The following is a 26398-nucleotide window of genomic DNA, read 5'->3' as shown; positions in this document are numbered from 1 at the left end:
CCGCGGCTGTCCGGAACAACGGCTGCGGGCTTCCTCCTGCCCGACTGGCAGGAATGGGAAGCACTGTACAAATTAGCTGCCGCAAACCCTGCTGTTCTTGGTGAGAATTGACAAACCTGTTCCGGTCCGCTTGACAAATAAAGTTAGCGATGGTAAACTTAGCACGGTTAAGGGGTTAGAAAGAGCTAACCCCTGCTTTACAGGGTTTGGGTTAGCTCCTACTAACAAAGAAAAGGAGAGGATTGCTATTATGCCGCTTACGATGATAGACGCCGGTGTGGAGACTACGGTAAAACAGATCCACGGTCGGGATCAGACACGCCGGTTCCTGCAGAACCTTGGTTTTGTCGAGGGGGCGAAGGTGAGGGTCGTCTCTTCTTTGCAGGGCAACCTGATCGTATCCGTAAAAGACGTCCGCGTTGCGATTTCGCAGCAGATGGCGTCTCGTATCTATGTCTGAAGGGGGAAAAACAATGGGCAATCTGAGAACTACGCCGTGCGGCGCAACTGTTACCGTGCGTAAGATCGAGGGCGAGGGCGCGACCCGCCGCCGCATCATGGATATGGGCCTGACGCGCGGGGCTGAGGTATATGTTCGCAAGGTGGCGCCGCTGGGCGATCCGATCGAAGTTACGGTGCGCGGCTACGAGCTTTCGCTGCGCAAGGCGGATGCGGAAAAAGTACTGGTTGACTAAAAAATTTTGCACATAGGTTAGCGGAAGCTAATTGAAAGGAAGGGGAAGCAACATGTCTATTCGTTTGGCGCTTGCCGGCAACCCGAACTGCGGCAAGACCACGATGTTCAACGACCTGACCGGCGCGACGCAGTATGTCGGCAACTGGCCGGGCGTTACCGTGGAAAAGAAAGAGGGCCGCTGGAAAGCGGACAAGGAGATCCGCATCACCGACCTGCCGGGTATTTACTCGCTTTCGCCGTATACGCTGGAGGAAGTGGTCGCGCGCGACTATCTGGTGGGGGAAAAGCCGGATGCCATCATGGATCTGGTGGATGCGTCCAACATAGAGCGCAACCTGTACTTAACCACCCAGCTGCTCGAAATGGGTATTCCGGTCGTCGTGGCCCTGAACATGATGGACATTGTGGAGAAGCGCGGCGATGTGATCGACGTGAAGAAGCTGTCCAGCCTGCTGGGCGTGCCGGTCGTGGAAACCGCGGCGGTCAAGGGCAAAGGGACAAAGGAACTGGTGGAGGCCGCGAAGAAGGCGGTGTCTGCCGGCAAGCTCCCGCCCCAGCATGAATTTCCGGAGAATATTGAAAAGGCGCTGCAGCAGATCACGGACATGATCGCGGGCGTGACCGAGGAAAGCCAGCGCCGCTGGTATGCGGTCAAGCTGTTCGAGCGCGATCAGAAGGTGATGGCCCGTTTCCAGTTCAGCGTGGATACGCAGGCAAAGCTAGAAGCCATCATCAGCGCCGTCGAGGAGGAACTGGACGATGACGCGGAATCCATCATTACGGATGCGCGCTACCAGTATATCGGCGGCATTGTCAAGGCCTGCGTCAAAAAGAAAAAGACCGGCATGACCGTGTCGGACAAGATCGACCATATCGTGACCAACCGCATCCTGGCGCTACCGATCTTTGCGCTGGTCATGTTCATTGTGTATTATGTATCGGTGACCACGGTCGGCACCATCCTGACCGACTGGGCCAACGACGGCGTGTTCGGCGACGGCTGGCATCTGGCCGGCTATGGCGCGGGCGCGTATGAGGAAGCCGGATCGGAATACGAAACGCAGACCGCTTACCGCGACGCATGGCTGGCGGCCGCGGAAGAGGGCGGCGTGGATGTTTCGGCCATTACCGAGCAGTTGGAGGCCGAGGAGCCTGATGCCGACGTGCTTGCGGGCGCAACCGCCGCGCTGGCTGCGGACGCTTCCGCAGCCGATATCGTAGGCACCGCGGCGTTTGAGGACGAGGAGACCGGCACGGTCACCGAGGAAGCGGTTGACTTCGGTATGTTTGAAACCGCGATGGCGGCCGAGGAGCCGGATCCGGCGAACTATGGCATTTGGGTGCCTGGCATTCCCGTGTTGCTGGAAGGCGCGCTGGGCGGCCTTGGCATCGCTGACTGGCTGTACAGCCTGATTATGGATGGCATTATTGCCGGCGTCGGCGCGGTGCTGGGCTTTGTCCCGCAGATCCTGGTGCTGTTCATCTTCCTGGCGTTGCTGGAGGACTGCGGCTACATGGCGCGCGTCGCGTTCATCATGGACCGTATTTTCCGCAAGTTCGGCCTTTCGGGCAAGTCCTTTATCCCCATGCTGATCGGCACGGGCTGCGGCGTACCCGGCGTCATGGCGTCGCGCACGATCGAGCAGGAGCGCGACCGGCGCATGACGATCATGACGACTACGTTTGTACCCTGCGGCGCGAAGCTGCCAATCATCGCGCTGATCGCGGGCGCGCTGTTCGACAACGCGGGCTGGGTTGCGTTCTCCGCCTATGTGATCGGCGTGCTGGCCATTATTGTTTCGGGCATCATGCTCAAAAAGTTCAGGATGTTCGCGGGCGAACCGGCGCCGTTTGTTATGGAGCTGCCTGCCTACCATACGCCCACTCTGGTCAACGTGCTCCGCTCGATGTGGGAGCGCGGCTGGTCGTTCATTAAAAAGGCCGGTACGATCATTCTGCTCTCCACCATCGTCCTCTGGTTCCTCCAGAGCTATGGCTGGGAGAACGGCGCGTTCGGCGCGGTCGAGAATATCGACAACTGCATTCTGGCCGGCATCGGCAACGCGCTTGCACCGATCTTTGCGCCGCTTGGCTGGGCAAGCTGGCAGAACGTGGTGGCAACCGTCACCGGCTGGATCGCCAAGGAGAACGTCGTCGCCACCTTTGGACAGACCTATGGCTTTGCCGAGGTCGCGGAAGATGGCGTGGAAATCTGGGCCAACCTGCAGGCTTCCTTCACCGCGGTCAGCGCGTATTCGTTCATGTGCTTCAACCTGCTTTGCGCGCCGTGCTTCGCGGCGATGGGCGCAATCAAGCGTGAGATGAACAACGCCAAGTGGACCTGCTTTGCGATTGGCTATATGATGGTGTTTGCGTATGCGGTTGCCCTGATGGTTTACCAGTTCGGCGGCCTGCTCACGGGCGAGCTTTCGTTCGGCGTGGGTACCATTGCGGCGGTTATCGTCCTGGCGCTGATGATCTACCTGCTGGTCCGTAAGCCGGCCAAGGCCGACGGTGCCGAGGGGCTTCGCAAAATGAGCGTGCAGGCGTAACGCCGCGCGGCACCCTGGAAAGGAAGCGTGACTATGTTATCTATCGTTTCTAACCTTGTGGTCGGCGCGCTCGTTGCCGCCGCCATATTCTTCGCAGCGCGCAGTGTTTACCGCCAATTCCAATCCGGCGGCTGTTCCGGTTGTTCGGGCGGCTGCGGCAAATGCAGCGGTGGAAGCTGCCACTGCGAGCCGAAAAAGTAAAGAAACGCCCATCCGGCAGTGCCGGATGGGCGTTTTATCATGTCAACGGAACAGGTCGGGCAGGAACAGGTCGCGCCGGGGGATACGCGCCCAGGAAAAGTGGGGGATCAGTTCGCGCGCGGCGGCCGGCTCTGGCCGTTCGGTCAGGCCGGCGGCATAAGCCAGCGCGCCGACGACCTGCTCGGGGGAGAACCGCTGGCGCAGCCGACCGAGGTCAAGGTCTTCGTCCCGCTTGCTCAGCCTGCGCCCGTCATGGTCGCAGAGCAGCGGGATGTGGAAGAACGCGGGCGGCGGAAAGCCGAATAGCCGGTGCAGCCAGATCTGGCGCGGCGTGGAGGAGAGCAGGTCAGCCCCGCGCACTACCTCGGTCACGCCCGAGAGCGCGTCGTCCACAACGACCGCAAGCTGGTAGGCGAACACACCGTCCGACCGGCGGATAATAAAGTCCCCGCACTCCCGCGCGAGGTTTTCGCTGTATGCGCCGAACACCCCGTCCGTGAACGAAACGGTTTCGTCCGGCACGCGCACCCGTGTTGCCGGGGCGCGTGTTTTCCACTTTTCCGCAGCCTGCTCAGCCGTCAGCCCGCGGCAGGTGCCGGCATAGACCACGCGCCCATCGGAAAGATGCGGGGCGCTGGCGGCGTGCAGCGCGGCGCGCGAGCAGAAGCAGGGGTAGAGCAGCCCCTTGCCGCGCAACATAGTCTCGTATGTTTCGTAAACAGCGGCGCGCTCGGATTGATAGGGAACCTCGCCGTCCCAATCCAAACCGAGCCAGCGCAGGTCGTCCAGGATCAGGTCCGCATAGCGGCGCGGGCAGCGCATTGCGTCCAGATCCTCAATGCGCAGCAGATAGCGCCCGTTTTGACGCCGCGCGCTCAGCCATGCCAGCAGCGCGCACAGCACGTTCCCCAGGTGCATGCGCCCGCTCGGGCTGGGCGCAAAGCGTCCGATGGTATGCATGGGCAAAGCCCCCTTTCGCCTCCCTATCTTACCATAAATGGAATGGGCTTTGCAACGGCGGTTTTTTTCGGTATAATAGAAACAATATTCAGGAGGTGGAAAAATGAAAAAGAAATGGCTTTCCCTATTGCTCGCCGTGCTGTGCCTGTGCGGGCTGGCAGCGTGCAAGGGGGATACGCCGGCGGATACGGCGCCGCCGGACGCGCCTGCGCAGGTAGAGACGGGAACCGGCGGCGAAGCGGCGGAAGACAGCGTGGAAGCAGCGGCGGGCGTTGCGGAAGAGGATATCTCCGCGGCCGAGCATTATGTCAATAACCTGCCGCTCGAATCCCAGGTCGCGCAGATGTTTTTTGCGCGCTGTCCGGAGGCCGACGCGGCGGTACTCGCCGGTCAGTACGATATCGGCGGCTATATCCTGTTCGGCCGCGACTTTGAGGGGCAGACCAAGGAGAGCGTGGCCGCGGTCATCCAATCCTATCAGGATGCGGCGGCGACCCCCATGCTGATCGGCGTGGACGAGGAGGGCGGAACGGTCGTCCGTATTAGCTCCAACCCCAATTTCCGCGCGGACAGGTTCTGGTCGCCGCAGGCGCTGTATAACGAGGGCGGCTTTGCGCTGATCACGAGCGATGCCAAGGAAAAGGACGAGCTGCTCGCCTCGATCGGTGTAAACGTCAACTTTGCGCCTGTGTGCGATGTATCCACCGACCCCGCGGACTTCATCAACGCCCGCGCTTTCGGCAGGGACGCAGCGCAGACCAGCGAATACGTCCGCACGGTCGTCGCGCAGATGCTGTCCGACCAGATCGGCATGGTGCTCAAGCATTTCCCAGGCTATGGCAATAATTTGGACACGCATACCGGCATCGCCATCGACGAGCGGCCCATCGAATCATTTCGGGAAAGCGATTTCCTGCCGTTCCGAGCGGGGATCGACGCGGGCGCGCAATCGGTCCTGGTCAGCCATAATATCGTGACCTGCATGGACGCCGAGCTGCCCGCCTCGCTCTCCCCCGCGGTGCATCAGGTGCTGCGGGACGAACTGGGCTTTGACGGCGTGGTCATGACCGACGACCTTATCATGGAGGCGATCACGGACTATACGGGCGGCGCGGACGCGGCGGTGCTGGCGGTGCAGGCGGGCAACGATATGCTGGTTTCCTCGGATTTCGTTACGCAGTATAACGCGGTGCTGGCGGCGGTGCAGGACGGTACGATCAGCGCTGACCGGATACGGGAATCCGCGATCCGCGTGATCCAGTGGAAAATCGATCTCGGCCTGCTGGCGGTTTGATAAAAAATCTCCCCTCGGGGAGATTTTTTATTACCAGTCTGTAGCTGAGCGGCTTTTCCTGTTTTTTTGCAAATACTACTTGACAAATGCTGCAAACCCCTGTATCCTAATTCATATAAAACACCTATGAATAGTGGAAATAAAGGGAGGCGGCAGTCCATGATGCTTCCGCGAGGGAAACGATGTACCGGCGGGCTGTAACATAGACAGGCCCTGGTTCGATAAATATTCACATAACGGAAAGGCGGTAATTCACCATGTCTGATATTAAAAGAAGCTTTGCCGAACTGATCGGCAACACCCCGCTGTACGCGGCGGATAAATTTGCTCAGAAGTCCGGCGCGGGCGCCGAGATCCTGGCAAAGCTGGAGTATTTCAATCCTGCGGGCTCGGTCAAGGACCGCATCGCCAACGCGATGATCGACGACGCAGAGGCGAGCGGCGCGTTAAAGCCCGGCGCGACCATCATCGAGCCGACGAGCGGTAACACTGGCATCGGCCTGGCGGCGGTCGCGGCGGCGCGTGGCTACCGGATCATCCTCACTATGCCGGAAACCATGAGCGTCGAGCGTCGCAATATGCTGAAAGCATACGGCGCGGAGCTGGTACTGACCGAGGGGGCGAAGGGTATGTCCGGCGCGATCGCGCGTGCGGATGAGCTGGCAAAGAACATCCCGAACAGCTTTATTCCCGGCCAGTTTGTCAACGCGGCCAACCCGGCGGCGCACCGTGCGAGTACGGGACCGGAGATCTGGAGCCAGTCGGGCGGCAAGGTGGATATTTTTGTCGCGGGCGTCGGCACGGGCGGCACGGTTACCGGCGTCGGCCAGTATCTCAAGGAGCAGGACCCGAACGTCAAGGTCGTGGCGGTGGAGCCGGATGAATCCCCCGTGCTGTCCACTGGAAAGGGCGGTCCGCATAAGATACAGGGCATTGGCGCGGGCTTTGTGCCGCAGGTGCTGGATACCAAGGTGTATGACGAGGTCATGCGCGTCAAGGGCGAGGACGCGTTCGCGACCGCGCGGGTGTTCACGCACAGCGAGGGTCTGTTCGTCGGTATTTCGTCCGGCGCGGCGCTGTGGGCGGCGGTCGAGCTTTCCAAGCGACCGGAGAACGCAGGCAAGACCATTGTCGCGCTCCTGCCCGATACGGGCGACCGGTATCTGTCCACCCCGCTGGTCAGCGATTGAGCCTGCGGCTCTTCCATTCGATACAGCAAGCGGCGGAGCATATGCTCCGCCGCTTTTTACGCCCACAAAAGGGCGGGGAAAGAAAAATTTTTGAAAGGCCGAACCAAAGCCCCGCCTGTTCCATCTAATGAAGCGAAAGCAGGTTGAGGCGGCCGCCAAACGCTTTCGGAAAGGAACGACCCGTCTATGATGGACAAAGCAGAATTCACCGCCGCAGTGCTGGAAGCAGAGCCGGCGCTATACCGCGTCGCAAAGGCCATGCTCCGCAGCGAGCAGGACTGCGCGGACGCAGCGCAGCAGGCTATCCTGCGCGCGTGGGAGCAGTTGGATACGCTGCGCCGGCCGAAATATTTCAAAACCTGGTTGACGCGCATCCTGATTAATGAATGCCGCGCGATCCTGCGCCTGCGGCAGCGGCTCGCGCCCTATAAGCAGGAGCAGGCCGAGTGTATCCCCGCACCGGCGGCGGACGACCACAGCGACCTGTATGAAGCGCTGCTGTCGCTGGATGAAAAATACCGCCTGCCGGTGGTGCTGTTTTACCTGGAGGGCTTCAAAACGCGCGAGATCGCCGGACTGCTCGGTGTGCCGGAGGGTACGGTCAAAAGCAGGCTGCGGACAGCGCGCGAGCTGCTCCGCAAGGATTTGGAAGGAGCGTGTTTTGCATGATGCACCCGAATGATTTTCCCCAGATGACCCCGCAGTTTGACCAGCGCGTCCGCGCGGCGCTGGAGAGCCTGCCCGAGCGTCTGTGCCGGACGCGGCGTTTCCCATGGAAGCGCGTGGTATCGATCGGCTGTGCCGCCGCGCTGTGCATCGGCGGCACAGCGTTTGCGGCGGGCGTCAGCGGCGGCTTTCCGCTGCTTTTCCCCAACGGCACGGACGCGCCCCTCACGGACTATGTCGCCGCCTCCGAGCCGGGTACGCTGACGGATGAGAACGACCAATACCGCCTGTCGGTGGAATCGGTTCTGTTTGACGAGAGCGCGGGCGTGGGCATCGTCAGCCTGCACCTGCAGAATAAGTCGGGCGATGGGGTGATGCCGTTCGCCGTGATCGAGCTGCTGCCAGAGTATCAAAACCAGCCCGATCTGGTTTGGAGCAATCTGTCCGAATGCTGCGCCGTGCAGGATGGGCAGTACAATTTCAGCGTGATGTACGGCGAATATGGCTTCTGCGGCAGCCGCTTCTATCTGGATAAGAGCCGTTCGACCGAAAACGATTACTATTTGGAAGGCGCTTTCATTCCCAGCGGCGACTACTCGGCGGGTACGCCCCTGCGCCTTGTTATGCAGGAACAGGGCAGGGAGCAGGTGGTTTCCAACGGTGCAAGCATCGGCCTGGTCGCGCTGGAGGTGCCTCTGCCGGAATTCCAGCGGATGCCCAGCTACACGAGCGCGGACAGGGCCGTCACGCTGTCTCAGATCGGCCTGCGCATCACCTCGCAGCAGACGGGGGATATAATCGTGGACGCGGTGGGATACATTGCGGTGAAGATGCGGGATGGCTCTGTAGTAGTTATCACCGACCAGGCAAACCATATCGACCGCACCCTGTATGCGCTTGGCTTTGGCGCGGATGCCGGCTTTGACTACGAAGCCGCCGTGTATGTGCTTGCGCGGACCTTTGACCTTGCGGATGTGCAGGCGGTCGTTATAAACGATACCGAGTATCCGCTTTCCGCCTGACCTAGAGGGAAAAGCAAAACAGGCCGCGGTTAGGGGCGGCTCAATAAAACAGTATCATATTGTTTTCGGGGAGGCGGCATGAGTAAATCATGCCGCTTTTCCGTTCATAATGTCATAGAGTAAATTGGCGGGGAGTATGCCGATGTGATTGTAGCTGATGTCTACATCCTGCACCCTGTGTCCACTGGACTTGTCCGGTGCATGAACATACACGGCTTTCACCATATCGTTTAGAACCTCGGGTGTCAGCTTCTCCAGATACAAGTGCTTCTTCGCCAAGCGAATGAAGGTATCGACACTCTCCACATGATTTTCTTGGTTCTGTATTTCGTTTTCAAGCATTTCAATCTTGGCTCTCAGTTCATCCTGTTCCTGCTCATAATCATCAGATAACATCTGGAAACGAGCTTCGGAGAGCTTTCCGTTGACCATATCCTCGTAAATACGTTTGAACAATCTGTCCAGTTCAGACATGCGATTTTCAGACTTCTGCAAGGCTCTCTTTTTAGCAGAAAGCTCTTTCTTTGATTCGGCTGTTCGCTTTGCACCCAATGCCTTGCGGAACTCATCCTCATAGTTTGCGATGCAGAGGAAAAGCAAACGCATATGCTGCAAAGTTCCTTCCTCTAACACGACCGCACGGATGAAATGTGTTTCGCACACATCTTTGCCACGCTTGCGGGAGGTGGAGCAAATGAAGTGGTCTTGTCGGGTTTCAAAACTCTTGCTGGTGCAGTAGTACAATTTCTCACCGCAATCGGCACAGCGAGCGAGACCGGAGAACATATTGGTTTTGCCTGTTTTGGTAGGTCTGCGTTTGTTCTTGCGAAGTTCCTGCACACGGTCAAAGGTATTTTGTCAATAATTGCTTCGTGGGTGTTCTCGAAAATCTTCCATTGGTTGGGAGGGGTTTCGAGTTTCTTTTTGCTCTTGTACGATAACCTGCGAGTTTTGAAATTAACTGTGTGTCCAAGGTATTCCTGCTTCTCCAGTATGCCTGAAACAGTGTCAGGCACCCAACCATACGGGTCATCGGGTGTTTTGGCGGGAGCATTGCGGCCTAACTTCATCCAATGAACAGTAGGACATTCTACCTTTGCGTCCTTCAGCTTCTTAGCAATCTGAGATGGGCCATAGCCCTCCATGCACCATGCGAAAATCTGACGGACAACGGCTGCGGCTTCATCATCCACAATCCAATGCTTCTTTGGATTGTCGGGGTCTTTCATGTAGCCGTAGGGCGGGTTGGTGGTCAGATACTCGCCAGCTTCGCCTTTTTGCCTCATAACGGCACGGACTTTCTTACTGCTGTCCTTGACGTAAAATTCGTTGATGATATTCAAAAACGGCGTAAAATCGTTGTCCTGCTGATTGGCGCTGTCCACACCGCTGTTTACGGCGATGAAACGGACATTGTGTTCGGGGAAAAGCATCTCGGTATAGATGCCAACCTCCAGATAGTTTCTACCGATACGGCTCATATCTTTGGCGAGGATGATACCAACTTTATCATTCTCCACCAGTTCGATCATGCGTTGCCAATCGGGTCTATTAAAGTTTGCACCGGAGTACCCGTCATCCACAAAAAACTGGATATTTTTGAAACCTTGTTCTTTAGCGTACCTATTGAGAATCGCCTTTTGATTGACAATGCTGTTGCTATCGCCTGTCAGTTCATCGTCACGACTTAATCTACAGTAGATAGCGGTAATTTTGTCAGACTGCCTATTTATATCTTGTTCCTCCTTAATCGGCGGGCAGTCTGCCAATACAGGATTGCTTGTATATATCATATCACACATTTGTGAATAAATCTACCATTTCGTTATAGTGTTTTTCTTAGTTTTCGTTGTCTTTAACCATGTGGTCGAGCAGCTTTGCGGGCAAACTACGATTTCCGTCATAGCTTCCATTAAAGCGATAAGTGGTTTGACCGGAATGGATGGTTACAGTGATCTTCGGCAACTCTGCTGCACAGTAATTGTGGGCAACAATATTGCCGTTTTCATTGATAGTGTAATTTTTATTGTTCTGCTCATTCATAAAAATTGTCCTTTCTACTTGGTGGTATCCAGTTCCCAAATTGGGAACTGGACGGATGGGAATGGATTCGAATGGAATGATTATCGCTCCTGTTCTTTCTTGTGTTCAATTTTTCTGCCAAGGGTCTGCTCCAGATTGTGCCGAATGGTATCGAGCCGCTGTGCTTCTTCCTTGGCAATCTGATATTGGTTGTAAAGCTCGTTTTTCTCCTTGATGAGCTGCTCCACTTCCGTCTGCAACGCCTTGTAGCTTGGCAGTTTCTTCAATCCCTTAGAATCAAAATAGCGTTTAGCGGCGTTCAGAATGATGAAGTCGCTATCATGCTCATCACGATATTTCTGTCGGGCTTTTTCGTTTTTGCAGGCTTTCAATTCGTCGATTACATATCGGGTCTTGTGATAGTTCAGAATATTATTCCGGAACTCTTTCTTTTCTGAGATTGCAGCTTCTACGGTTTTCATTTCGATGCGAATATCACTTAGCTTCTCATGGGCGGCATCACAGGCGGCAGCTAATGCTTCTGGAGATTCGAATCCCATTTCCTGATACAGAAGATAGGTGCGGCTTGCATTTTTGAGATTGTGCTTCTTTGCCCAATGCTCGTACCCTTTGCCCTTTTCCTTTGCGGCAGTTACATCCACCATACGGCTGACGGTGTTCTGCTGATTAACACGGTCTTGGATGGTCGGTGCGGAATGGACGGGTGCAGCTTTCGCCCTCACTTGTTTTGCGTTTCTGACAAAGACAGCGAATACAACAGCTTTATCAAAATCATTGCCCAGCTTTCGTGCCGTGATGGGTTTGGTGCGGTCGGGTGTGAGATAGGACAAACGCCCTCGGCTTTCTTTGACAGCGATACCACGGCGGAGAAGTTTTTCTGCAAAGTCATCAAAGCTAATTGCTTCTGAAAGTGCCATACGGATTTCTTCACGGAGCTTGTCTTTATCGGTTTCAAACTTGGTCTGCTTAATGGGCAAGCCCTGTTCTGCAAGAACAGCGTTTTCTTCATCCAGCGCAATCTGTCCTTTCTTCTTCGCCCAATACTCATGCTCGGTGATATGAGTTCGGCTCCCATTCAGCAGATCAATCTGATACAGACCCGCATCGTGGCACATTTCCATGACTTCGGAACAAAAGTATTCCATAGCTACGTTGGTGCATCGGTGCTTCATGTCCGGTTGAGTATGGCACGGTCTGTCCATATATGGCATGAACGGAACTTCCATAATTCGCAGAGAGTTGATAACGATGTGTACATGAACATTGCCACTGCCGTTATGTCCGTCGGGATGAGTGCAAACGATAGCTTGATGTCCGGGAAAATGCCTTTTGCAGTATTCCTCGCCTAACTGCTGCGCCCGGTCAACGGTCAATCCGTGGTCGGGAACATCCTTGGGGTCAAAGCTGATGATATAGTGATGGCTTTTAATATCTTCCCGTTTTTGATTTTTGCTGTAGCGGAGATTGGCACGGAGACAGGCAATCGCAAAATCTTCGTCACCGCAGTTCAGCGTAGAAATGCAATAATTCTGTCTTGGAACAAGTCTGCCGTTTTCGTCCAGGGTGGGCTTCATGGTGAACTCGTCGTGTTCAAAAGTGAGGTAGGCTTCGGCGGCAGAATAGTCGGCATTTTTAGAGCTTATATGCTTGAACGTTGCCAACAGCATCACCTACCTTTTTCATCACTTCCAATTTCAGAGTGGCGAGATCAGCGGCAGAATCTTGCAATTCCTTCGCCATGGTAGGATAGGGACTGTGCCATTCATTGAGGTGTCGGGCAATCTGATTGAGGTTGTTGCCGATTCTTCCGTACTCAGCGATTAGCTTGCCGACAGCAGCCAGCAGATCATCACTGACCAATGTTGCCACAATGGTCGGTTTGATGGTTGCGCCGAAGCTTGCTTCACGAATAAACTCCGATTGGGTCATGTCGTAAATCTCCAATCGGCGGAGAAAGTCGGCATGTTCTTCATCGTCCAGGCGGGTTTTTACGATATGGGTTCGTTTCGGTGTATTGTAGTTTTTTGTCATTCGGTTCCTCCTTCATTTGTGAAAATGGTGGTCGGCGTATGCCGTCGCTTCCGCTTTGCGGAATAGAGCAGGGTTTGGGGAAGGCACTCCCCAACAAGATTCCATGATGGGGAAAATGAGTGATAGGCGAAATTTGGAGCCATGGTAGAATCTTGCTCTTCACTACCCAGCCTTTTCGTGTTCGTCGATTTTTCAAGTTCACGCATTTGGCGCTGAACAGTATTTTGAAAAAATGACAAAGCAAAAAGAGCCGATTACACAAAACATCAGAAATCGGAGGGAGCATGGCTCTCGCTTCAAAGTGATGTTCTATGTAATCGGCTCTGAAAAATCAAAGTCGGGTTCTGCTTCGTACAGCTCCTGCCAACAGAACCAATGGCGTGGTGGAGCAGTTCGGCACTTCCGGTGTACCGATACCGTGTCGGATAAAACCGACTCTTATAAAATATGTTTGAACATTTTAATATTCAGTTTTGTGTGGATAAACTTTCTATAATATTATTATACAAACAGCGACCTCAGTTGTCAAGATTTGAACAGGAAATACTTGCCATTGCAGTTGTATCTTTTTTATGAACAGGGGCGGCAGCACTTTTTGCTGTTGCCCCTTGATTGCCTTACAGCAGAGACGGGCGAACTTGTCAACGGTGGGCGAAGCCCGTTCATCTCGACCGTTGACATGGACGGTCGGCTCTGCTACTCGATGCAGAAAAATTCTCTCCCTATAAGGTAAGATAAATTACGCAAATTGAAAAAGCAAGGCACCAACCGTAAAAGTTAGTGCCTTGCTGCTGGATTATTCTCGAACAGTAGCTCTTGTTTCTTGCATAGAGAGTAACGACGATTTGATTTTATCAAAATAATCATCAATGCCGAAACTTTTCAGAACTGTATGCTCAAACTCCAAACGAATGTCATCCGACAATTCTTCAGAAACCCTCATGATTTGCCTGGATTTTAACTTCTCAAATGCCGCAATAATTTTTGTTCTGTCATTTTGGGAAACCAGTTTTGGATTAAGCATATAACAATTTGCAATGCTGTCCTTGTTCACATCCAAAACACCGAGTCCTCGCCCAAAGCCAGAAGCTTCTATATAGAACATTGTGAACATCGAATTAAGCAACGCATGATTGAGTTCCTCATCCGAATAACTCGCTTTATGGGTTAATCCAATGAGCCTCTGATTCACGAATGACGGAGTTTCAAATTTTGCAAAGAAAAGACGCTGATCCGGATTCATCATCGTGAAGACCTCAGCAATTTCGTTGTCTTGCAACTCGTACCATTCCATACCAGTTCTTTTAAGAACTGTTGGCAGTGGCTTTCCAACACCATTTCTTTGGTCAACAAATTTTGTTATCCACTCCAGTGCACCAATATGACCTTGCTTTTCCAAATCCGCTGTTGATACACCACAGCAGAAAGCATCTCTGTCCGCTGTTGCAGTAAGTCGATTTACATTTCGGGCGTTTATAAGAACCTTTTTCAGATATTGCTTTTCAATCCTATGTTCGCCCGCTTGCGGATAAAACAGCGCATCCCAACCTCTACGATTACCTCTAAAAACATGGTAAACCTCGTTGATCGGAATAATTTTATCTTTTACATTTAGCAGCCAATCAATATCGTGGAACAGAGCATTGTAACATACGTTCAGTTCTAACAGGTCATCAATCTGGCTCTGTGCATACTTCGACAGTCTTGATACGGTTTTATCCAGCTCTGTTCCCAACAATGCCGAGTTAACCAAAATGTTCTCATTATCACTATCTGTAGTCAGCTGTTCCAAGGTCTGTTTCCACAGCCAAAAATCAGTAGTAGCTTTTTGGCTGGAACCTTTCTTTTCCAACACAATGATGGTTGTCACTACATCGGCATTTTTGAACCAGCGCCCTTTACCACTAAGGTGTACTTGTTTTAAATAATACTTCTGTCTTAATACCTCGATAAGTTTGGTGCCTGCGTTTGTACCGAGCCAAGAGTTGGAAACAATGATTCCGAGTGTTCCACCGGGCTTTATTACATCGGCAATCTTCGTTGCAATATAGCAATACAAATCTGATCTGCCATCTAATTCAGAAGCCAACGGCATTTTAGAAATTTCATCCTTGTCGTCATCAGGAATAATCTCAAATGGGACGAAAGGAAGGTTGGATACCACCGTACCAAACGCAGGCAGAGACAGATGCATTTCTTCACCTGTTTCCGGATTGACTATGGAAATATCATCTCCAATAGTCAAAGATAATGCATTGTGCTGGAACAAACGATTTGCCAGATTGATAGTATCGGAGTCTGTCATACTAATATTGGCAACCTGCAGCGGATATTTGTACTTATCGCACGCCCATACAGATTCAACTGCGTCTTTAGGTGATAATTGTGTCCTTTTGATTTCAATGGCTGCTTTGGGGATTGTTCCTGTACCACAACAACAATCCAGTATTGTATCGGTCCAATCTTTTACAGATAGACGAACCAATAGTTTTGCTAATTCCGGAGGCGTTGTGTACTGTCCGTTAATTGCTCTTTTACTGGTAGCAACAGAACCCTCCAAAATGTTCTGTAACGCTTCTTGATTGAGATTCTCAATTCCATTGCTCTTCAAGAAATTTGAATACTCAGCAAAATCTTGCCATGTCAGTTCTGGCAAAATGTCATTATATCTTACTGCGGAAAAAACATTATAAAAGTCGCATTTGGCAGTAATCTTCTGGAAAATCTGATTTGCTTCGCTTGGGGTAGTATCATAGTCAAGTTCATTGATTACAAGTGCACCATTCTGCCTATTCTTTATAATATGAGCAAAAATAATTCTGTTTGCCCAATTAAGAATTATTGTCTTAGCATAGGCTTTATACTTATCAGTTTCATCATGTTCATATTCAGATTTTACACCAAGCCACCAATTGTCGATATAGGCTGCCATTACAGCATCTCGGAAAGCAGCTGTCTTTAATTTTTCTGCAATAATTTCTTTATTTCGCTGAATGAGTGTTGTTATGGTGCTTTCAGAAATAATGTCACCAAGCGTAGCGTTGCGGAAATCTCCAGATACAAAATAACTGTTGACGTCAAGGACTATTTCTTCTAAAAGTTTTTCCCAATCTGTGCGATAGGTTTCCACATCCGCCCTTGTGCGAATATGGCTCGTTGCATCCCATTGCTTAAGTTTTGAGAAAGTATTTTTCTCTCCTCTGATATAGAGAACTGCGTATGTAAAATTCCAAATCAAGCAACTATTTAAATTTAGCGCTATAGCCTTTTGCTGTGCATCTTTAATAAAGGTTTCGTCCTCAATCGGGACATCCGGCATTTTGAGTTCCCAACCTTGTAAAATAATACTTTGCTCCTTGTTGCCATAGAGAACAACATCTGGAAACATTGTATTTCCTCGACCTGTTGAAATTGTACTTTCTCCACCGGCACGTTTAATAATTAAGTCATTTGCCGTTGCGATTGCATTAATCTTAGAGATAAGATCTATTGCCCAACTACGTTCATTTCTGCGAATAATTGTTGCCACAATGATACCTACCTTTCTGTGAAATCCTTTATAAGATTAGTCACGGCAATGTGTTGACGTGTCTTTTTGTCCAAACTTTCCCACGCCAAGAACAAACGCCTTTTTGCCACATCTATATAGTTAATAGCATCTTTTTTAAACAAAGCTACATCTTCATTTTTTTCTATACCAATAAAATTACGCCCTTCCATAAGAGCTGCAACTAAAAATGATCCGCTACCAAAAGTGTTATCAAGAATCACATCGCCTGGATTGGTGTATGTACGAATGAAATATCGACCTAATTCAATAGGCTTTTGGGTAGGATGAACGACCTCGCCTTCACATTCAGCAGTCTTAATATAAACGATATCGGTCGGGTAGCGTTCCCCATCACTTGCAACATGGACTGGTTGGAAATCTCCATAGCTCCCGCTTAACTGGTTTTTTCTCACGCCTTTATCATAAGGTTCGCCCTTGGTCATTTGTGGATGGTACGTTGGTTGTTTTTTATAGAATACGCATACATCCTCATGTTTTCTCAACGGTTGCTTCTTAACATTAAGGAAATTAGTCGGTTTAGACTTTTCCCAGATCCATTTATACTTATAATACTTTGGCTGGCTGAGAATGAGTTTTGCGGTAAATAGACCTTGTGATGTAAGTACAATGGCACCATTAGGCTTAATAATTCGTAAATATTGTTCCCATAGCAAATCAAGGGGAATATAGCTATCCCATTTGTTCTGTGTCATTCCATATGGAAGATCGCAAAGGATCATGTCGACAGAAGCGTCAGGAATACGTTTCATGCACTCAAGACAATCTTCTTCAAAAAGGGTATTGACCATAGGATAAAGTGGAGAGTTAATATCAATCATGTTTTTCTTCCTCCTCTCCAATTGAATTGAATTCCAAAATATCATCGACTCCACAGTGGAGGGTTTTGCAAATCTTCTCAATGCTATCGAGAGAAATATAATTATCACGCTTGATACGGGTAATGATATTGGCACTAAATCCTGCTTTCTCCATTAGCTCGGCATTAGTCATACCCTTATCAATCAATAAGTGAAATAATTTTTTATAGGTTACAGCCATAGCGAATCCCTCCTTACATTAATAAATATTATATCACGAAAGTGTGAATTTTTCAATAGGTTTGCATGAATTTGTTTTTTCGTCCACTCTGAAAGAAAAAGAGGGACTTGTGCCACCTTGAACACAAGATCCTCTGCGGTATCAGTTATAACTCAATTCGTGTTTCACAATTTCTTCTGCACGGTTGCGGATACTGTTCATAGCTCCAACCCATGCCATTTGGTCAGTTGCCTTCATGTTCTCTGTCACACCCTCAGCAGCTTTCATCTGCTCGATGATAAGTTCAAGACGGTTCTGTGCCTGCTCGTTCAAATCAGCCAGATACGTCCACAGTTCACCGCTAAGGCACAAATCATTGAAGCGTATGGGATTATGTTCCTTGATGTAATCCCTGTGCATACGTCCCCAACAACCAATAGGTCTGTTTTCCTCTGGTAAGCGAATATTTGGAATATAGTAATCACCGCAACGAATATAAGTAAGTTCCTGCATTGTTTGTTCCTCCAATCATAGTATGAAAATTCTTTAAAGACAGAAAAAGGCGATACCTGGTTGTGAAAACCAAGTATCACCAATTTTTCTTGTCGCACCCTGTACGGCAGCTACCCTATGCCAGTAATGTTCTCATACTGTCTTATTGATAGCCACCCTTTGCGGCCTGTTTTTTCACCCGGCGGTGCCGGAAGCGCAAAAATAAAATTAATAGGTAAACAACTGAGCCCAGTACGGCGTGCCGCCTACCACGGAGTAGCCGACGCCGATGGTGGTGAAGTTCTTGCTCATGATATTCGCGCGGTGTCCGGACGAGTTCATCCACGCGGTGACGACCGCCTGCGGCGTACTCTGGCCGTAGGCGATGTTTTCACCCGCGCCGCGGTAGGAAACGCCGGCCTCGGTCAGCGCAGTCGAAAAAGAGGAGCCGTTGGGACGGGTGTGCGAGAAGGACTGCGCGGATTCCTGTGCGCGCACCTGCGCCGCCTGCTGCACGCGGGCGTCGATCGTCAGGGGAGACAGGCCCTCCTTGGCGCGTTCCGCATTTACCAGCGCGACGACCTGGGAGGCGAAGCTGCCCTGGGAGGAGCCGGTATCGCCGTCCGGCGTCTGCTCGGTATCATTGTCCGGCGTACCCTCGGGACGGTTGTTGTCTGGAAGCTGGCCGGGCTGGTCGTCCGGCTGGTTCTCCGGCTCGTCGTCCGGTGTCTGGTCGGGAAGCTCTTCGCCCGGCGTATCCTCCGGTGTCTGCTCCGGCGTTTCCTCCGGCTGTTGGTCGGGCGTTTCGTCCGGCGTCTGCTCCGGCTTGTTGTCAGGCTTTACGACCGGACAGTTGACCTGCTGGCCGCAGAACGAAATATCAAAGCGGTCGCACAACCGCTGGAGCAGCTGGCGCTGGGACTGGGAAGCGAATATGGTGGGGTTGTAGAATTTGCTCATATCGAGATTGGCCGCGCCGGCCGCAGCGGTAGTCGAAATGGTCAGCGCTAACGCCAACGGTACGATTTTCTTGAACTGCATATTTGGATACCTCCTTGGTTTTCGTAGAGTAAACTGGATTGTTTTACTCTCTGGGGCAAAGTATAGCGCATTTTGTAACCGTTTTGCAATGGAAATAGCTGCCGCCCACGGATATATACAGCAGAATCCGGCCGGAAAAGGAATTTTCCGGCCGGATTTCCCGTATTTTATGGGAGTTTTTCAATTTCATAGAGGTTGTTGAGCACCAGCCAAAGCTGGGGAAAGTACCGCATGATATTCCAGATGCTGATGCCGTGCAGCTGGTATTCGCCGGCCAGCGCAAGCTTGGTGCGGATCGAACGGGCGTCCTCGAACCAGACCTCGTGCTCGGCACGGTCGCGCCAGTAATTATAATGCGGCGACTGGGCGGTTTCGTCGAATTGGATGGGCGCGCCGACTTGGATCGCCTGCTCGACCGCCTGAACATTGCCGAGGCTCCGTGCGCGCGTCTGTCCTTTTATATAGGGGAGAGACCAGTCGTAACCATAATTTGGAATGCCCATAAAGATTTTCGCGGGCGGGATGACCGAGGTGGCGAACCGGACGACTGGCTCTATCTTGTTGATGGGGGCGACCGCCATAGGCTCGGAAAGGGCGTATCCCCATTCATAAGTTTATTTATGATACATATAAAGCTTATTCGAATTTTCGAGATATCTCGACATAAATTGTGGAATCACCCAAGCTACGCTCGGGGGCATTTTTCAGATAGACGATACGGCTAATAACCGTGCGGAGCAGGTCGTTTTTTTCCTGTGCGGACTGAGCGGTGGGGTATGCCTCCAGGACGTGCTGCAATTTGGGAAGCATGGAGGGGGAGGCTCGGCGTTCGCGGTCGATGCACAGTGCGCGTTCACTGGCCTTGGCCAGCGCCCGATCCAGCTCGGTGAGCTGGGCATTGATCTGGTTGCGCCGCGAAACAAAATATTCCGGCGTGTAGATTTCCTGTTCCACCAGCTCGGCGGCTCGGTCGAGCTGCGTGCGCAGTTTGCGTTGGGCTGTGTGGATGCTACGGATTTCGTCTTGAGCCTGCGCGGCTCGGTCGTCCAGTTCGCGCCCGACGCTGTTCTGCTGGTCGGTGTCTACCTCGTACTCGGCCAGCCAGAGCCGGAGGGCGTGCAATACGGCATCTTCAACGTCTGCACAGAACGAACTGACGTTGTCACATGCTGCCCAGCGGCAGTCCAAACGGCCGGTGCAGGGCGGGGCAGCCGCCGCTGCGCCATAGGTAATCACATGACCGCATTTTCCGCAGTACAGCAGCCCGACAAACGGGTTTTTGATCTCATGCCCTTTCTTCAGGGGCAGCCCTGGTGTGCTGTCCAGCAGATGTTGTACGGCGTCAAAGTCTGCCTCGCTGACCAGCGCAGGGTGCATCCCCTTGACTTTGACATAATCCGCGACATAGCGGCGCGGCTTGGTGAGTACGCCAGACCGCACGACCGGCTGCGCCGCTTTATGGCCCCATGTAACAAAGCCCGCATACAGGCAGTTGCGCAGCACGTTGCGGACCGACTGCGCGCTCCATGCGATTCCCGCGCTGGTGCGTTCGCCACGGGCATTCAGCCGACGGGCAATCATATAGCAGCCCACGCCCTGCAGACGCAGGTTGAAGACCTCGCGGACGATGGCGGCCTGCGGCGGGTTTAGTTTGAGCGTGTAGCCCTTACCGTTTGGCACCTTGACGCGAAAGTAGCCATAAGGGTCTGTTTTGCCCATGTACTTGCCCTCTTTGACCGAGGCAATGCGTCCGGCCACCATGCGGCGCTTGATCGTCTTATACTCGCGGCGGGACATGAACAGTCCGAACTCGAAATATTCCTCGTCGAACTCGTTTGACGGATCGTAGGTTTTGGCGGGGGTGATAATCTTGGTGCCGGAGTATTTGAACGCCTGCGAGACAATGCCCTGGTCGATGCTGTCGCCGCGGGCGAGACGCTCAACTTCCATGACCAGCACGCCCTCCCACTGTCCAGCCTCGACCTCGGAGAGCAGACGCTGCATCTGTGGACGGGCGGCAATGGTTTCACCGGAGACGATTTCCTCATATATTGCGCCGATCTCCAATCCCATACGCCGCGCCAGCGCGAGCAGGGCGGTACGGTGGCGGGCAAGCGTTTCGCCCTCGCCGCGGGCTTCGGCTTCCATGTCCATGCGTGATTTGCGCAGATAGATTAAATATGCCATAGAATCACCTGATTTCAGTATATGGAAAACGGAAAATAAAAAGAAAAGAAACATTTGTTCGGTTTAGATGGTTAAAAAAACAGCAGACCACGACGGAACAGTGTTCGGTTATGGTCTGCATGGGGTTACTGCGCTTTTTTCAGTTCGGCCATATCGCGGGACAGCGAGCGGACGACGGTTTTGAGCAGGTCGACTTCTTCCTCCAGCGCTTCCACGCGGGACTTCGGCGCGAGGGCTTCCATCAGCGCTTTCTGTCCCTCGGCCAGCGCGTCAAGGCGGGGGACGATGGTGTTTTCCAGTATGATCTCGGTTTTTGTCTGCCGCTCGTCGAGCTGGTCCATACGGCGGTCGAGCCTGTCAAGCATTTCGCCGTGCTTTTCGAGCAATGTCTCGGTGCGTGCCTGACGCGCGTCAAGCTGATCCACACGGTTGTCGAGCTTTTCGAGCAGGGATAAAATCTTTTCTTCGTTGGTCATGGGGAGGCCTCCTTGGTGGTGTTCGGTTGTGGACTCTAAAGGTTACATCTGGAGGGACTGGCGGTACTCCGTAGCGACCATTGTTCGGTTAAATTCTGCCGATGGGTCGATCTCCTGCACAAGACTTTCCAACTCGTCGAGCGATACGTCGAAAAACTCCTTACGCAGGTTAATTTTGTTTTTTCGTTTGCTGTCCAGTCGCTGATGCAGCATACTTTCCAGACCGACAGCATCATCTGAGAAAATAAAGCTATGTACATCAAACGAAAACGGCACTGAGGCATCACCGAGTTCGCGTACGCGATCCATTGGATCCAGACGGCGGGTCATGCCGACTTTGAATGTATTTGCTCCAAACGAACCAAGGTTGCTGATGACATAAACATATCCGGCCTTGCCGTTCTGCCGCGAAATGATCTCTTCTTTCTTCTGCTCGACAGCGGCAAGCTGAGCCTGCAGTTCAGCGATGCGCGCTTCGAGCGTCTTTGCCTTTTCGTCATCCCCAGAAGTTGCTTCCAGCTGCTCTTGCATTTTGATGATTTCCATAGTGTACTTGCTTTCTTCTTTTTCCACCTGACGCTGTTGCTGTTCGAGCTGTTTGCGCTCTTCGGCTTCCTGCCGCATCTGCTCGCGTAGAGCTTGCTGCTCAGCACGCTCCTTTTCTTTACGGATAAAGTATTCATATTCGACTTTAATTGAACTCTCAAACAGGTCATGAATTTCGGAAATAAAGTTGTTCAACGTTGGAGCGATGGCCTGATTGCCGTCTGATGCGATTTTTAGGAATTTCGCGGTCATTTCGTTCAGGCTGGCGAGGCACTTGTCGAGTTGGGAGAACTTAATACTCGTCAAGATGTTTTGCAACTCCGCACGCAGGGCAAGCACCATCAACTGATAGATCGCACGGTTCTGCTTGGTGGTGTATCTTTTTTCATAGCGGGTAAGAACTTCCTCGATTCGCTTGTCATTTTCCCGATTAAGCGCGCGCAAATCGCGCATATCGTTTGAATGCAGGGGCAATTCAACAGAAGGAAGAATGGTGTTAAGCTGCTCGATCTGTTTAGGAGTCAGGTCAAGCTGCTCAGGCAATTTATTCAAGTCGTAGCGTTCGATCGCAGTCTTGATTGCCTTGAGCAACGTCCGCATGGATTCCAGCTTTATGCTTTGGTTTGCGGCGCGTTTGTCTAACCTATCGACCTGGGCCTGTGATTCTTCTGCCGCTTGCCTTGCGGTTTCGACGGCGTTCTGGTAATCGGAAATAACTTTTTCTTGTTCGACCTTGGTTTGCTCGCGAATTTCAGCGATTGTCTCATCGCGTTTGGCGATCTCTGTATCTTGCTGAGCGATTTGCTCCTCTTTCTGACGGCAGTCAAATTCCAGATGTTGCAGATGTTCGGTCTGTGCAGTGATCTGCGTTTCAACCTGATCAAGTGCTGCTCTCTTTTCTGCAAGCGCCTTTTTAGCGGCAAACAACTCGCGGATGCTGTCAAACATTGAGAAGTCCCCCTAATGTGTGATGTCCAAATTGAACACCTAAAATTTGTGAAAACAATACAATATATTGAAATCTCTCTTGCAATCGAACAAGATAAGGTGTATTATTCTAAATACAAACGGTTGTTCGATTTTGGGAGGGCGATCTAATGACACTACAACAACAGCGCATGCTGGAAATAATGCGAGTAGCTGATTCAGAGACTATTGATCGCCTTTTCTGTGTTGCTGCATCCATAATTGGTATTCTGCCTGCCGAATCATCTCGTCTTGCTGTTCCGGTGTCATCTGATCCATCATTTCCAAAATCTTAATCTGCTTCTGCGTTAGGTCGCTCACCTCAGAGGTGAGCGGCTTTTTTTTATTGATCATACCTAACAAATAGGCGTCTGAAACATCAAACACCTCGCATAAATTCTGGACTTGAGAATATTTTGGCGAGGTAATACCACGTTCCCATTGGCTTACTGCCGTTTGATTAACACCAATTAGATCTGCCAACTCTTTTTGCGACAATTTGGCATTTTGCCGCAATTCTTTTATTCGATTCACGGGGTGGCCTCCTTGTCCTGATGTATCAATATTAACAGTAATACTACTAAAAATCAATACTTGCAAAAAAATAGTAGAAAACTGCTTGACAAAATAGAAAACTAATGTTATAGTGTGCGTACAGTAGAAAACTACTACAGAAAGGAGGGGGAATATGCTTTGCATCAAAGAAAAAAGAAAGAGCTTGGGGATTTCACAAGCAGAGTTAGCGGAGAGGGTGAATGTAAATCAGACAGCAATTAGTCAGTGGGAACGTGGCGTTGTTACACCCTCTCTTGAAAAGGCAAAACGACTCGCGTATGTGTTCGGCTGTACTATCGATGACCTGTATGCAGCCGAGCCGGAAAAGGAGGCGGGGTAAATGCGACGAATCAACGAACTGGAGGAGCGTGTAAGCAAGCTTGAGTACGGAAATATTCTAACACCCCCACACAAAATGGAGTATTATTACAGGCCGTTGCTATCTGACACGCAGAAGAAACAACTTATCGACGAATTACATCAATTTGCCATCGAAACGATGAAAAACCGAGAACCGCAGTCTTTAGCGGTCCTGCCTGATATCCTCGCATATCTGCTGGAAAAGAAAGGATAGGAATAGGGTGATAAAACCAGTCGATGAATCTAAGCTGAACACTATTGACCGCTTAGGGCTTGCATATTGCCGCTTATGCGGATGGCAATGGGATGAATTATTAGGGCAAAAACCGCCTGGGTTTGATGCATTGCCGAATTTTGACCGCAGAAAGCATCGGGTATTTCGGAAACCTATGCAGACAAAGTATGAGATTATTACCCCGAAAATCCGTGCAATTAAAACCTTGATCGGACAAGCAAATACCAGCCGATGTTGGTGGATATTCAAGCTCGGCAGAACAGAAGAAGAATGGCGTGCGTGGTATTCAACCGGGGAATATGAAAGACTTTATAAATGCTGCGAGGGATATCGCGAGTGTTAGCCAAGCTCGAATCTCTTTGAGCCTGGTTGTCTGCTTCCGCTGCTTGATGTTTTCCAGCTCGTCTTTACCGGCAAGTGTAATGCAGAACTTCGAACGGAGCTTGATTTCTGTACTCGGGTCAGATGCTTGAGGGTCAGGTTCTATAAAACCATTGTCAAGCAGGTATTTGAAGTGCGGCACAAAAATATGTGCTGATTGGTTGCAAATCACAGCAAGGTCGCTGACGCTCAAAGATGTGCGCTTTGCGAAATAACGCAATACTGAAAGTGAAGTTGAATTCATACCAGTATCTCCTTTCCCCTAAATTCTACCACAGGGGCAAGGAAAACACCAGAAAGGACAATGAACTATGAGTGCAATGAAAGAATATGCGCTGGGCGTTTGCTACGCGCACCAGAAAGAAATGTTCCATTTGTATGACCTGTTGTGGAACTGCAAACACGCGGAAGCGGCGGTTTCGCTGGCAGGGGTCGAAATAGAGGACAGAGATATATCCCCATTGAGCAGCCTATATCGAACCGTGAGGACAATTGATGCAATTCTTGAAAACATACCAAATGAGGAAAGCGAGGTAATGCTTAATATGGTCAATTGGATTGCGGACGATTCAGCTCAAATGAAAGAGGAGCGTGACTCTTGGCGGGATACGCTGATAGAGCATCCTCGAATCGTTTGCAATGCGCACTCGAGAGAAATGTATGCTCTGTTAGAACAGCTGCATAGCTGCAAACATGCAAAGACAATAATCTCAATGGAGCTGATTGAACTGAGCGGCGGGGATACATACCCTTCGGATGATATACAGCCAAGTATGAGTAAGGTTGGCGATATTCTTAGTGACATTATCATTTCCGGACCGGAGTCCCTCTACGAAGAAGATGCTGTAATTATGCTGGATTATATCTTCCGTCTTTTGGATAATCCGGTTTCTGTGGAAGATGAACTCGCCTATTGGAAGGGACGGTGCGCGGCATGAAACTGGAGCTGTCCCACGCAGAACGCAATACACTGCTGGACGCGGCAGGGCGCGACAAGATAGCATCTGCTGCGGGCGCGTTGCTGGAGCAGGCGAGAGCTGCGGGGCTGACGCACCTGCAGACGATCGCGCTGGTGGACTATATCCGTCTCCGGCTGGAAACGCCGCCCGACTTCGGCGGTTTTGAAAATAAGGCGGGTTGACTTTATGCCTTGCATTATACCACGGAAAGGAGGGAAGCACCACGATGCAAAACTACCAGAATATTTACCAAACTGCCCGTGAGGGTGCGGGTTTGACGCAGGAAGCCGCAGCGGAGCGGTTAGGCTGGTCGGTGCGCTGCCTGCAGGACATTGAGCAGGCCATCCGTGAGCCGTCGCCGGAAAAGGCGGCGCAGATGGCGGCGGCCTACCGCGCGCCCTGGCTGCGGGGGTACTATTGCAACCGCTGTCCGCTGGGCTGCGTATGGCACAGGCCGGAAAGCAACGTTGAGCTGCAGCAGCTTGCGCTGGAGGTAGGGCTGGAGGCCGAGGACTACGAGCAGGAGCGGCGCGACGCGCATGATCTGGCGCGGATCGCGCTGGACCGGAAAATCGATGATGCGGAATACCCACGCTATCAGGCGATACAGCGGCGCATGCTGCGCCGTGCGTATCTGGCAGAGATGGCCTCAATAGCGGGGGAAACGCAGGTGGAAAGATGAACAAGCTCAGCGGAATAAAATACAGCGAGGAGGTGTGCCTATGGAAAGCAAAAACCGCAGGCTGGTTATGGAGCAGGCGTTCACGCTCGCCAGCGGCCGCAAGGCAGTGTGCCGGATCTATGACGACGAGAATACGGTACCCAAGTCCAACGCAGAAGAACACCAGAGGTGTGTTGACCGCATGAAAGAGGTAGCTGCGAACATATTTATGCGGGCCGAATTGGCAAAGCAGCAAAAGGAAAGCGCCCAGGGCGGCGGCAACCGCGACTGAGCG

The 26398-nt window shown here is 51.8% G+C and carries 31 protein-coding genes; 14 read left to right on the top strand and 17 right to left on the bottom strand.

All coding sequences use genetic code 11. The features are described from left to right. Positions 1–250: 250 nt before the first annotated feature. From H8S45_RS04755 to H8S45_RS04740, 4 genes are read left to right on the top strand one after another with little or no spacing between them, the layout of a single operon-like run. Positions 251–460: a FeoA family protein gene (locus tag H8S45_RS04755; RefSeq protein ID WP_207724445.1), complete on the top strand. Its 210-nt coding sequence runs from the start codon at positions 251–253 to the stop codon at positions 458–460. A 13-nt stretch (positions 461–473) separates the two neighbouring features. Next, complete coding sequence (locus tag H8S45_RS04750) at positions 474–695, top strand: FeoA family protein (RefSeq protein ID WP_054327742.1); 222 nt, start codon at positions 474–476, stop codon at positions 693–695. 52 nt (positions 696–747) lie between these two features. Next, the gene (gene feoB / locus H8S45_RS04745) at positions 748–3249 is read left to right on the top strand and encodes a ferrous iron transport protein B (RefSeq protein ID WP_147573873.1); all 2502 of its coding nucleotides are present in this window, start codon (positions 748–750) and stop codon (positions 3247–3249) included. A gap of 33 nt (positions 3250–3282) precedes the next feature. Next, positions 3283–3450 carry a FeoB-associated Cys-rich membrane protein gene (locus H8S45_RS04740; RefSeq protein WP_082397256.1) on the top strand — a complete coding sequence of 56 codons (168 nt, stop codon included), beginning with the start codon at positions 3283–3285 and terminating at the stop codon, positions 3448–3450. Positions 3451–3492: 42 nt separating this feature from the next. Here H8S45_RS04740 and gluQRS read toward each other — a convergent pair whose 3' ends face one another. Beyond that, positions 3493–4410 carry a tRNA glutamyl-Q(34) synthetase GluQRS gene (gluQRS, locus tag H8S45_RS04735; protein WP_054327743.1) on the bottom strand — a complete coding sequence of 306 codons (918 nt, stop codon included), beginning with the start codon at positions 4408–4410 and terminating at the stop codon, positions 3493–3495. A gap of 103 nt (positions 4411–4513) precedes the next feature. On the opposite strand from gluQRS, the gene H8S45_RS04730 reads away from it, so the two are divergent. From H8S45_RS04730 to H8S45_RS04715, 4 genes are all read left to right on the top strand, one after another. Further along, entirely contained in the window at positions 4514–5704 is a 1191-nt protein-coding gene (locus H8S45_RS04730; protein ID WP_107630901.1) for a glycoside hydrolase family 3 N-terminal domain-containing protein, read from the top strand. A 257-nt stretch (positions 5705–5961) separates the two neighbouring features. Beyond that, entirely contained in the window at positions 5962–6894 is a 933-nt protein-coding gene (cysK, locus tag H8S45_RS04725) for a cysteine synthase A (protein WP_054327746.1), read from the top strand. Between the two features lie 186 nt (positions 6895–7080). Continuing rightward, positions 7081–7563 carry a sigma-70 family RNA polymerase sigma factor gene (locus H8S45_RS04720; RefSeq protein WP_243182378.1) on the top strand — a complete coding sequence of 161 codons (483 nt, stop codon included), beginning with the start codon at positions 7081–7083 and terminating at the stop codon, positions 7561–7563. Next, the gene (locus H8S45_RS04715) at positions 7560–8582 is read left to right on the top strand and encodes a hypothetical protein (protein WP_147573874.1); all 1023 of its coding nucleotides are present in this window, start codon (positions 7560–7562) and stop codon (positions 8580–8582) included. The genes H8S45_RS04720 and H8S45_RS04715 overlap by 4 nt, the downstream gene beginning before the upstream one ends. A gap of 87 nt (positions 8583–8669) precedes the next feature. Here the strand turns inward: H8S45_RS04715 and H8S45_RS16215 are convergent, their stop codons facing one another. The 15 genes from H8S45_RS16215 to H8S45_RS04645 all read right to left on the bottom strand — a co-directional run bounded on the left by H8S45_RS16215 (position 8670) and on the right by H8S45_RS04645 (position 23486). Further along, a complete protein-coding gene (locus H8S45_RS16215) occupies positions 8670–9326 on the bottom strand; it encodes a DUF4368 domain-containing protein (RefSeq protein ID WP_243182377.1) in 657 nt (218 codons plus the stop codon). Then, positions 9209–10384 (bottom strand): recombinase family protein, encoded by a 1176-nt coding sequence (locus tag H8S45_RS16210; protein WP_243182376.1) that lies wholly within the window; start codon positions 10382–10384, stop codon positions 9209–9211. The genes H8S45_RS16215 and H8S45_RS16210 overlap by 118 nt, the downstream gene beginning before the upstream one ends. A 37-nt stretch (positions 10385–10421) precedes the next feature. Then, positions 10422–10625: a hypothetical protein gene (locus H8S45_RS04705; RefSeq protein WP_054327749.1), complete on the bottom strand. Its 204-nt coding sequence runs from the start codon at positions 10623–10625 to the stop codon at positions 10422–10424. A gap of 80 nt (positions 10626–10705) precedes the next feature. Further along, positions 10706–12286, bottom strand: a complete 1581-nt coding sequence (locus H8S45_RS04700) for a relaxase/mobilization nuclease domain-containing protein (RefSeq protein WP_054327814.1) — start codon at positions 12284–12286, stop codon at positions 10706–10708. After that, positions 12258–12656, bottom strand: a complete 399-nt coding sequence (locus H8S45_RS04695) for a plasmid mobilization protein (protein ID WP_054327750.1) — start codon at positions 12654–12656, stop codon at positions 12258–12260. Before H8S45_RS04695 ends, H8S45_RS04700 begins: the two co-directional genes overlap by 29 nt. A 796-nt stretch (positions 12657–13452) precedes the next feature. After that, entirely contained in the window at positions 13453–16185 is a 2733-nt protein-coding gene (locus tag H8S45_RS04690) for an N-6 DNA methylase (RefSeq protein ID WP_147573876.1), read from the bottom strand. Positions 16186–16193: 8 nt separating this feature from the next. Further along, entirely contained in the window at positions 16194–17045 is an 852-nt protein-coding gene (locus tag H8S45_RS04685; protein ID WP_207724444.1) for a DNA-methyltransferase, read from the bottom strand. Beyond that, positions 17038–17265 carry a helix-turn-helix domain-containing protein gene (locus tag H8S45_RS04680; RefSeq protein WP_054327753.1) on the bottom strand — a complete coding sequence of 76 codons (228 nt, stop codon included), beginning with the start codon at positions 17263–17265 and terminating at the stop codon, positions 17038–17040. The genes H8S45_RS04685 and H8S45_RS04680 overlap by 8 nt, the downstream gene beginning before the upstream one ends. A gap of 141 nt (positions 17266–17406) precedes the next feature. Next, the gene (locus tag H8S45_RS04675; protein WP_054327754.1) at positions 17407–17757 is read right to left on the bottom strand and encodes a TnpV protein; all 351 of its coding nucleotides are present in this window, start codon (positions 17755–17757) and stop codon (positions 17407–17409) included. 207 nt (positions 17758–17964) lie between these two features. Further along, on the bottom strand, positions 17965–18777 hold the full coding sequence (locus H8S45_RS04670) for a CAP domain-containing protein (RefSeq protein WP_147573877.1): 813 nt from the start codon (positions 18775–18777) through the stop codon (positions 17965–17967). A 167-nt stretch (positions 18778–18944) separates the two neighbouring features. Then, positions 18945–19358, bottom strand: a complete 414-nt coding sequence (locus H8S45_RS04665) for a glycosyl hydrolase family 18 protein (RefSeq protein WP_054327756.1) — start codon at positions 19356–19358, stop codon at positions 18945–18947. Positions 19359–19413: 55 nt separating this feature from the next. After that, positions 19414–20964 carry a recombinase family protein gene (locus tag H8S45_RS04660; protein ID WP_186949716.1) on the bottom strand — a complete coding sequence of 517 codons (1551 nt, stop codon included), beginning with the start codon at positions 20962–20964 and terminating at the stop codon, positions 19414–19416. A gap of 125 nt (positions 20965–21089) precedes the next feature. Next, positions 21090–21440, bottom strand: coding sequence for a hypothetical protein (locus H8S45_RS04655; RefSeq protein ID WP_186949714.1), 351 nt, complete (start codon positions 21438–21440; stop codon positions 21090–21092). A gap of 42 nt (positions 21441–21482) precedes the next feature. After that, entirely contained in the window at positions 21483–22934 is a 1452-nt protein-coding gene (locus tag H8S45_RS15985) for a GIY-YIG nuclease family protein (protein ID WP_207724443.1), read from the bottom strand. 204 nt (positions 22935–23138) lie between these two features. Then, positions 23139–23486 (bottom strand): helix-turn-helix domain-containing protein, encoded by a 348-nt coding sequence (locus tag H8S45_RS04645; protein ID WP_186949712.1) that lies wholly within the window; start codon positions 23484–23486, stop codon positions 23139–23141. Between the two features lie 154 nt (positions 23487–23640). Between H8S45_RS04645 and H8S45_RS04640 the strand changes: the two genes are divergently transcribed. Both H8S45_RS04640 and H8S45_RS04635 read left to right on the top strand, forming a co-directional pair. Next, positions 23641–23847 carry a helix-turn-helix transcriptional regulator gene (locus H8S45_RS04640; RefSeq protein ID WP_147573883.1) on the top strand — a complete coding sequence of 69 codons (207 nt, stop codon included), beginning with the start codon at positions 23641–23643 and terminating at the stop codon, positions 23845–23847. Then, positions 23848–24081, top strand: a complete 234-nt coding sequence (locus H8S45_RS04635) for a hypothetical protein (RefSeq protein WP_054327761.1) — start codon at positions 23848–23850, stop codon at positions 24079–24081. A gap of 307 nt (positions 24082–24388) precedes the next feature. On the opposite strand, the gene H8S45_RS04630 is transcribed toward H8S45_RS04635, so the two are convergent. Beyond that, the gene (locus H8S45_RS04630) at positions 24389–24727 is read right to left on the bottom strand and encodes a hypothetical protein (RefSeq protein ID WP_186949709.1); all 339 of its coding nucleotides are present in this window, start codon (positions 24725–24727) and stop codon (positions 24389–24391) included. A gap of 67 nt (positions 24728–24794) precedes the next feature. On the opposite strand from H8S45_RS04630, the gene H8S45_RS04625 reads away from it, so the two are divergent. Genes H8S45_RS04625 through H8S45_RS04610 form a run of 4 tightly spaced genes read left to right on the top strand, consistent with a single transcriptional unit; the run spans position 24795 to position 26395 of the window. Further along, positions 24795–25421 carry a hypothetical protein gene (locus tag H8S45_RS04625; protein ID WP_186949707.1) on the top strand — a complete coding sequence of 209 codons (627 nt, stop codon included), beginning with the start codon at positions 24795–24797 and terminating at the stop codon, positions 25419–25421. Then, complete coding sequence (locus H8S45_RS04620; RefSeq protein WP_186949705.1) at positions 25418–25624, top strand: hypothetical protein; 207 nt, start codon at positions 25418–25420, stop codon at positions 25622–25624. The genes H8S45_RS04625 and H8S45_RS04620 overlap by 4 nt, the downstream gene beginning before the upstream one ends. A gap of 44 nt (positions 25625–25668) precedes the next feature. Then, positions 25669–26124, top strand: a complete 456-nt coding sequence (locus H8S45_RS04615; protein ID WP_186949703.1) for a helix-turn-helix domain-containing protein — start codon at positions 25669–25671, stop codon at positions 26122–26124. A gap of 40 nt (positions 26125–26164) precedes the next feature. Then, complete coding sequence (locus H8S45_RS04610) at positions 26165–26395, top strand: hypothetical protein (RefSeq protein ID WP_054327765.1); 231 nt, start codon at positions 26165–26167, stop codon at positions 26393–26395. The last annotated feature ends 3 nt before the right edge of the window (positions 26396–26398 follow it).

Origin of the sequence: Agathobaculum faecis, from assembly GCF_014287995.1 — a bacterium.
Lineage (GTDB): Bacteria > Bacillota > Clostridia > Oscillospirales > Butyricicoccaceae > Agathobaculum > Agathobaculum ammoniilyticum.
The sequence above is the reverse complement of the archived record's forward strand: the minus strand, read 5'-3'. Positions and strand labels throughout refer to the sequence as shown.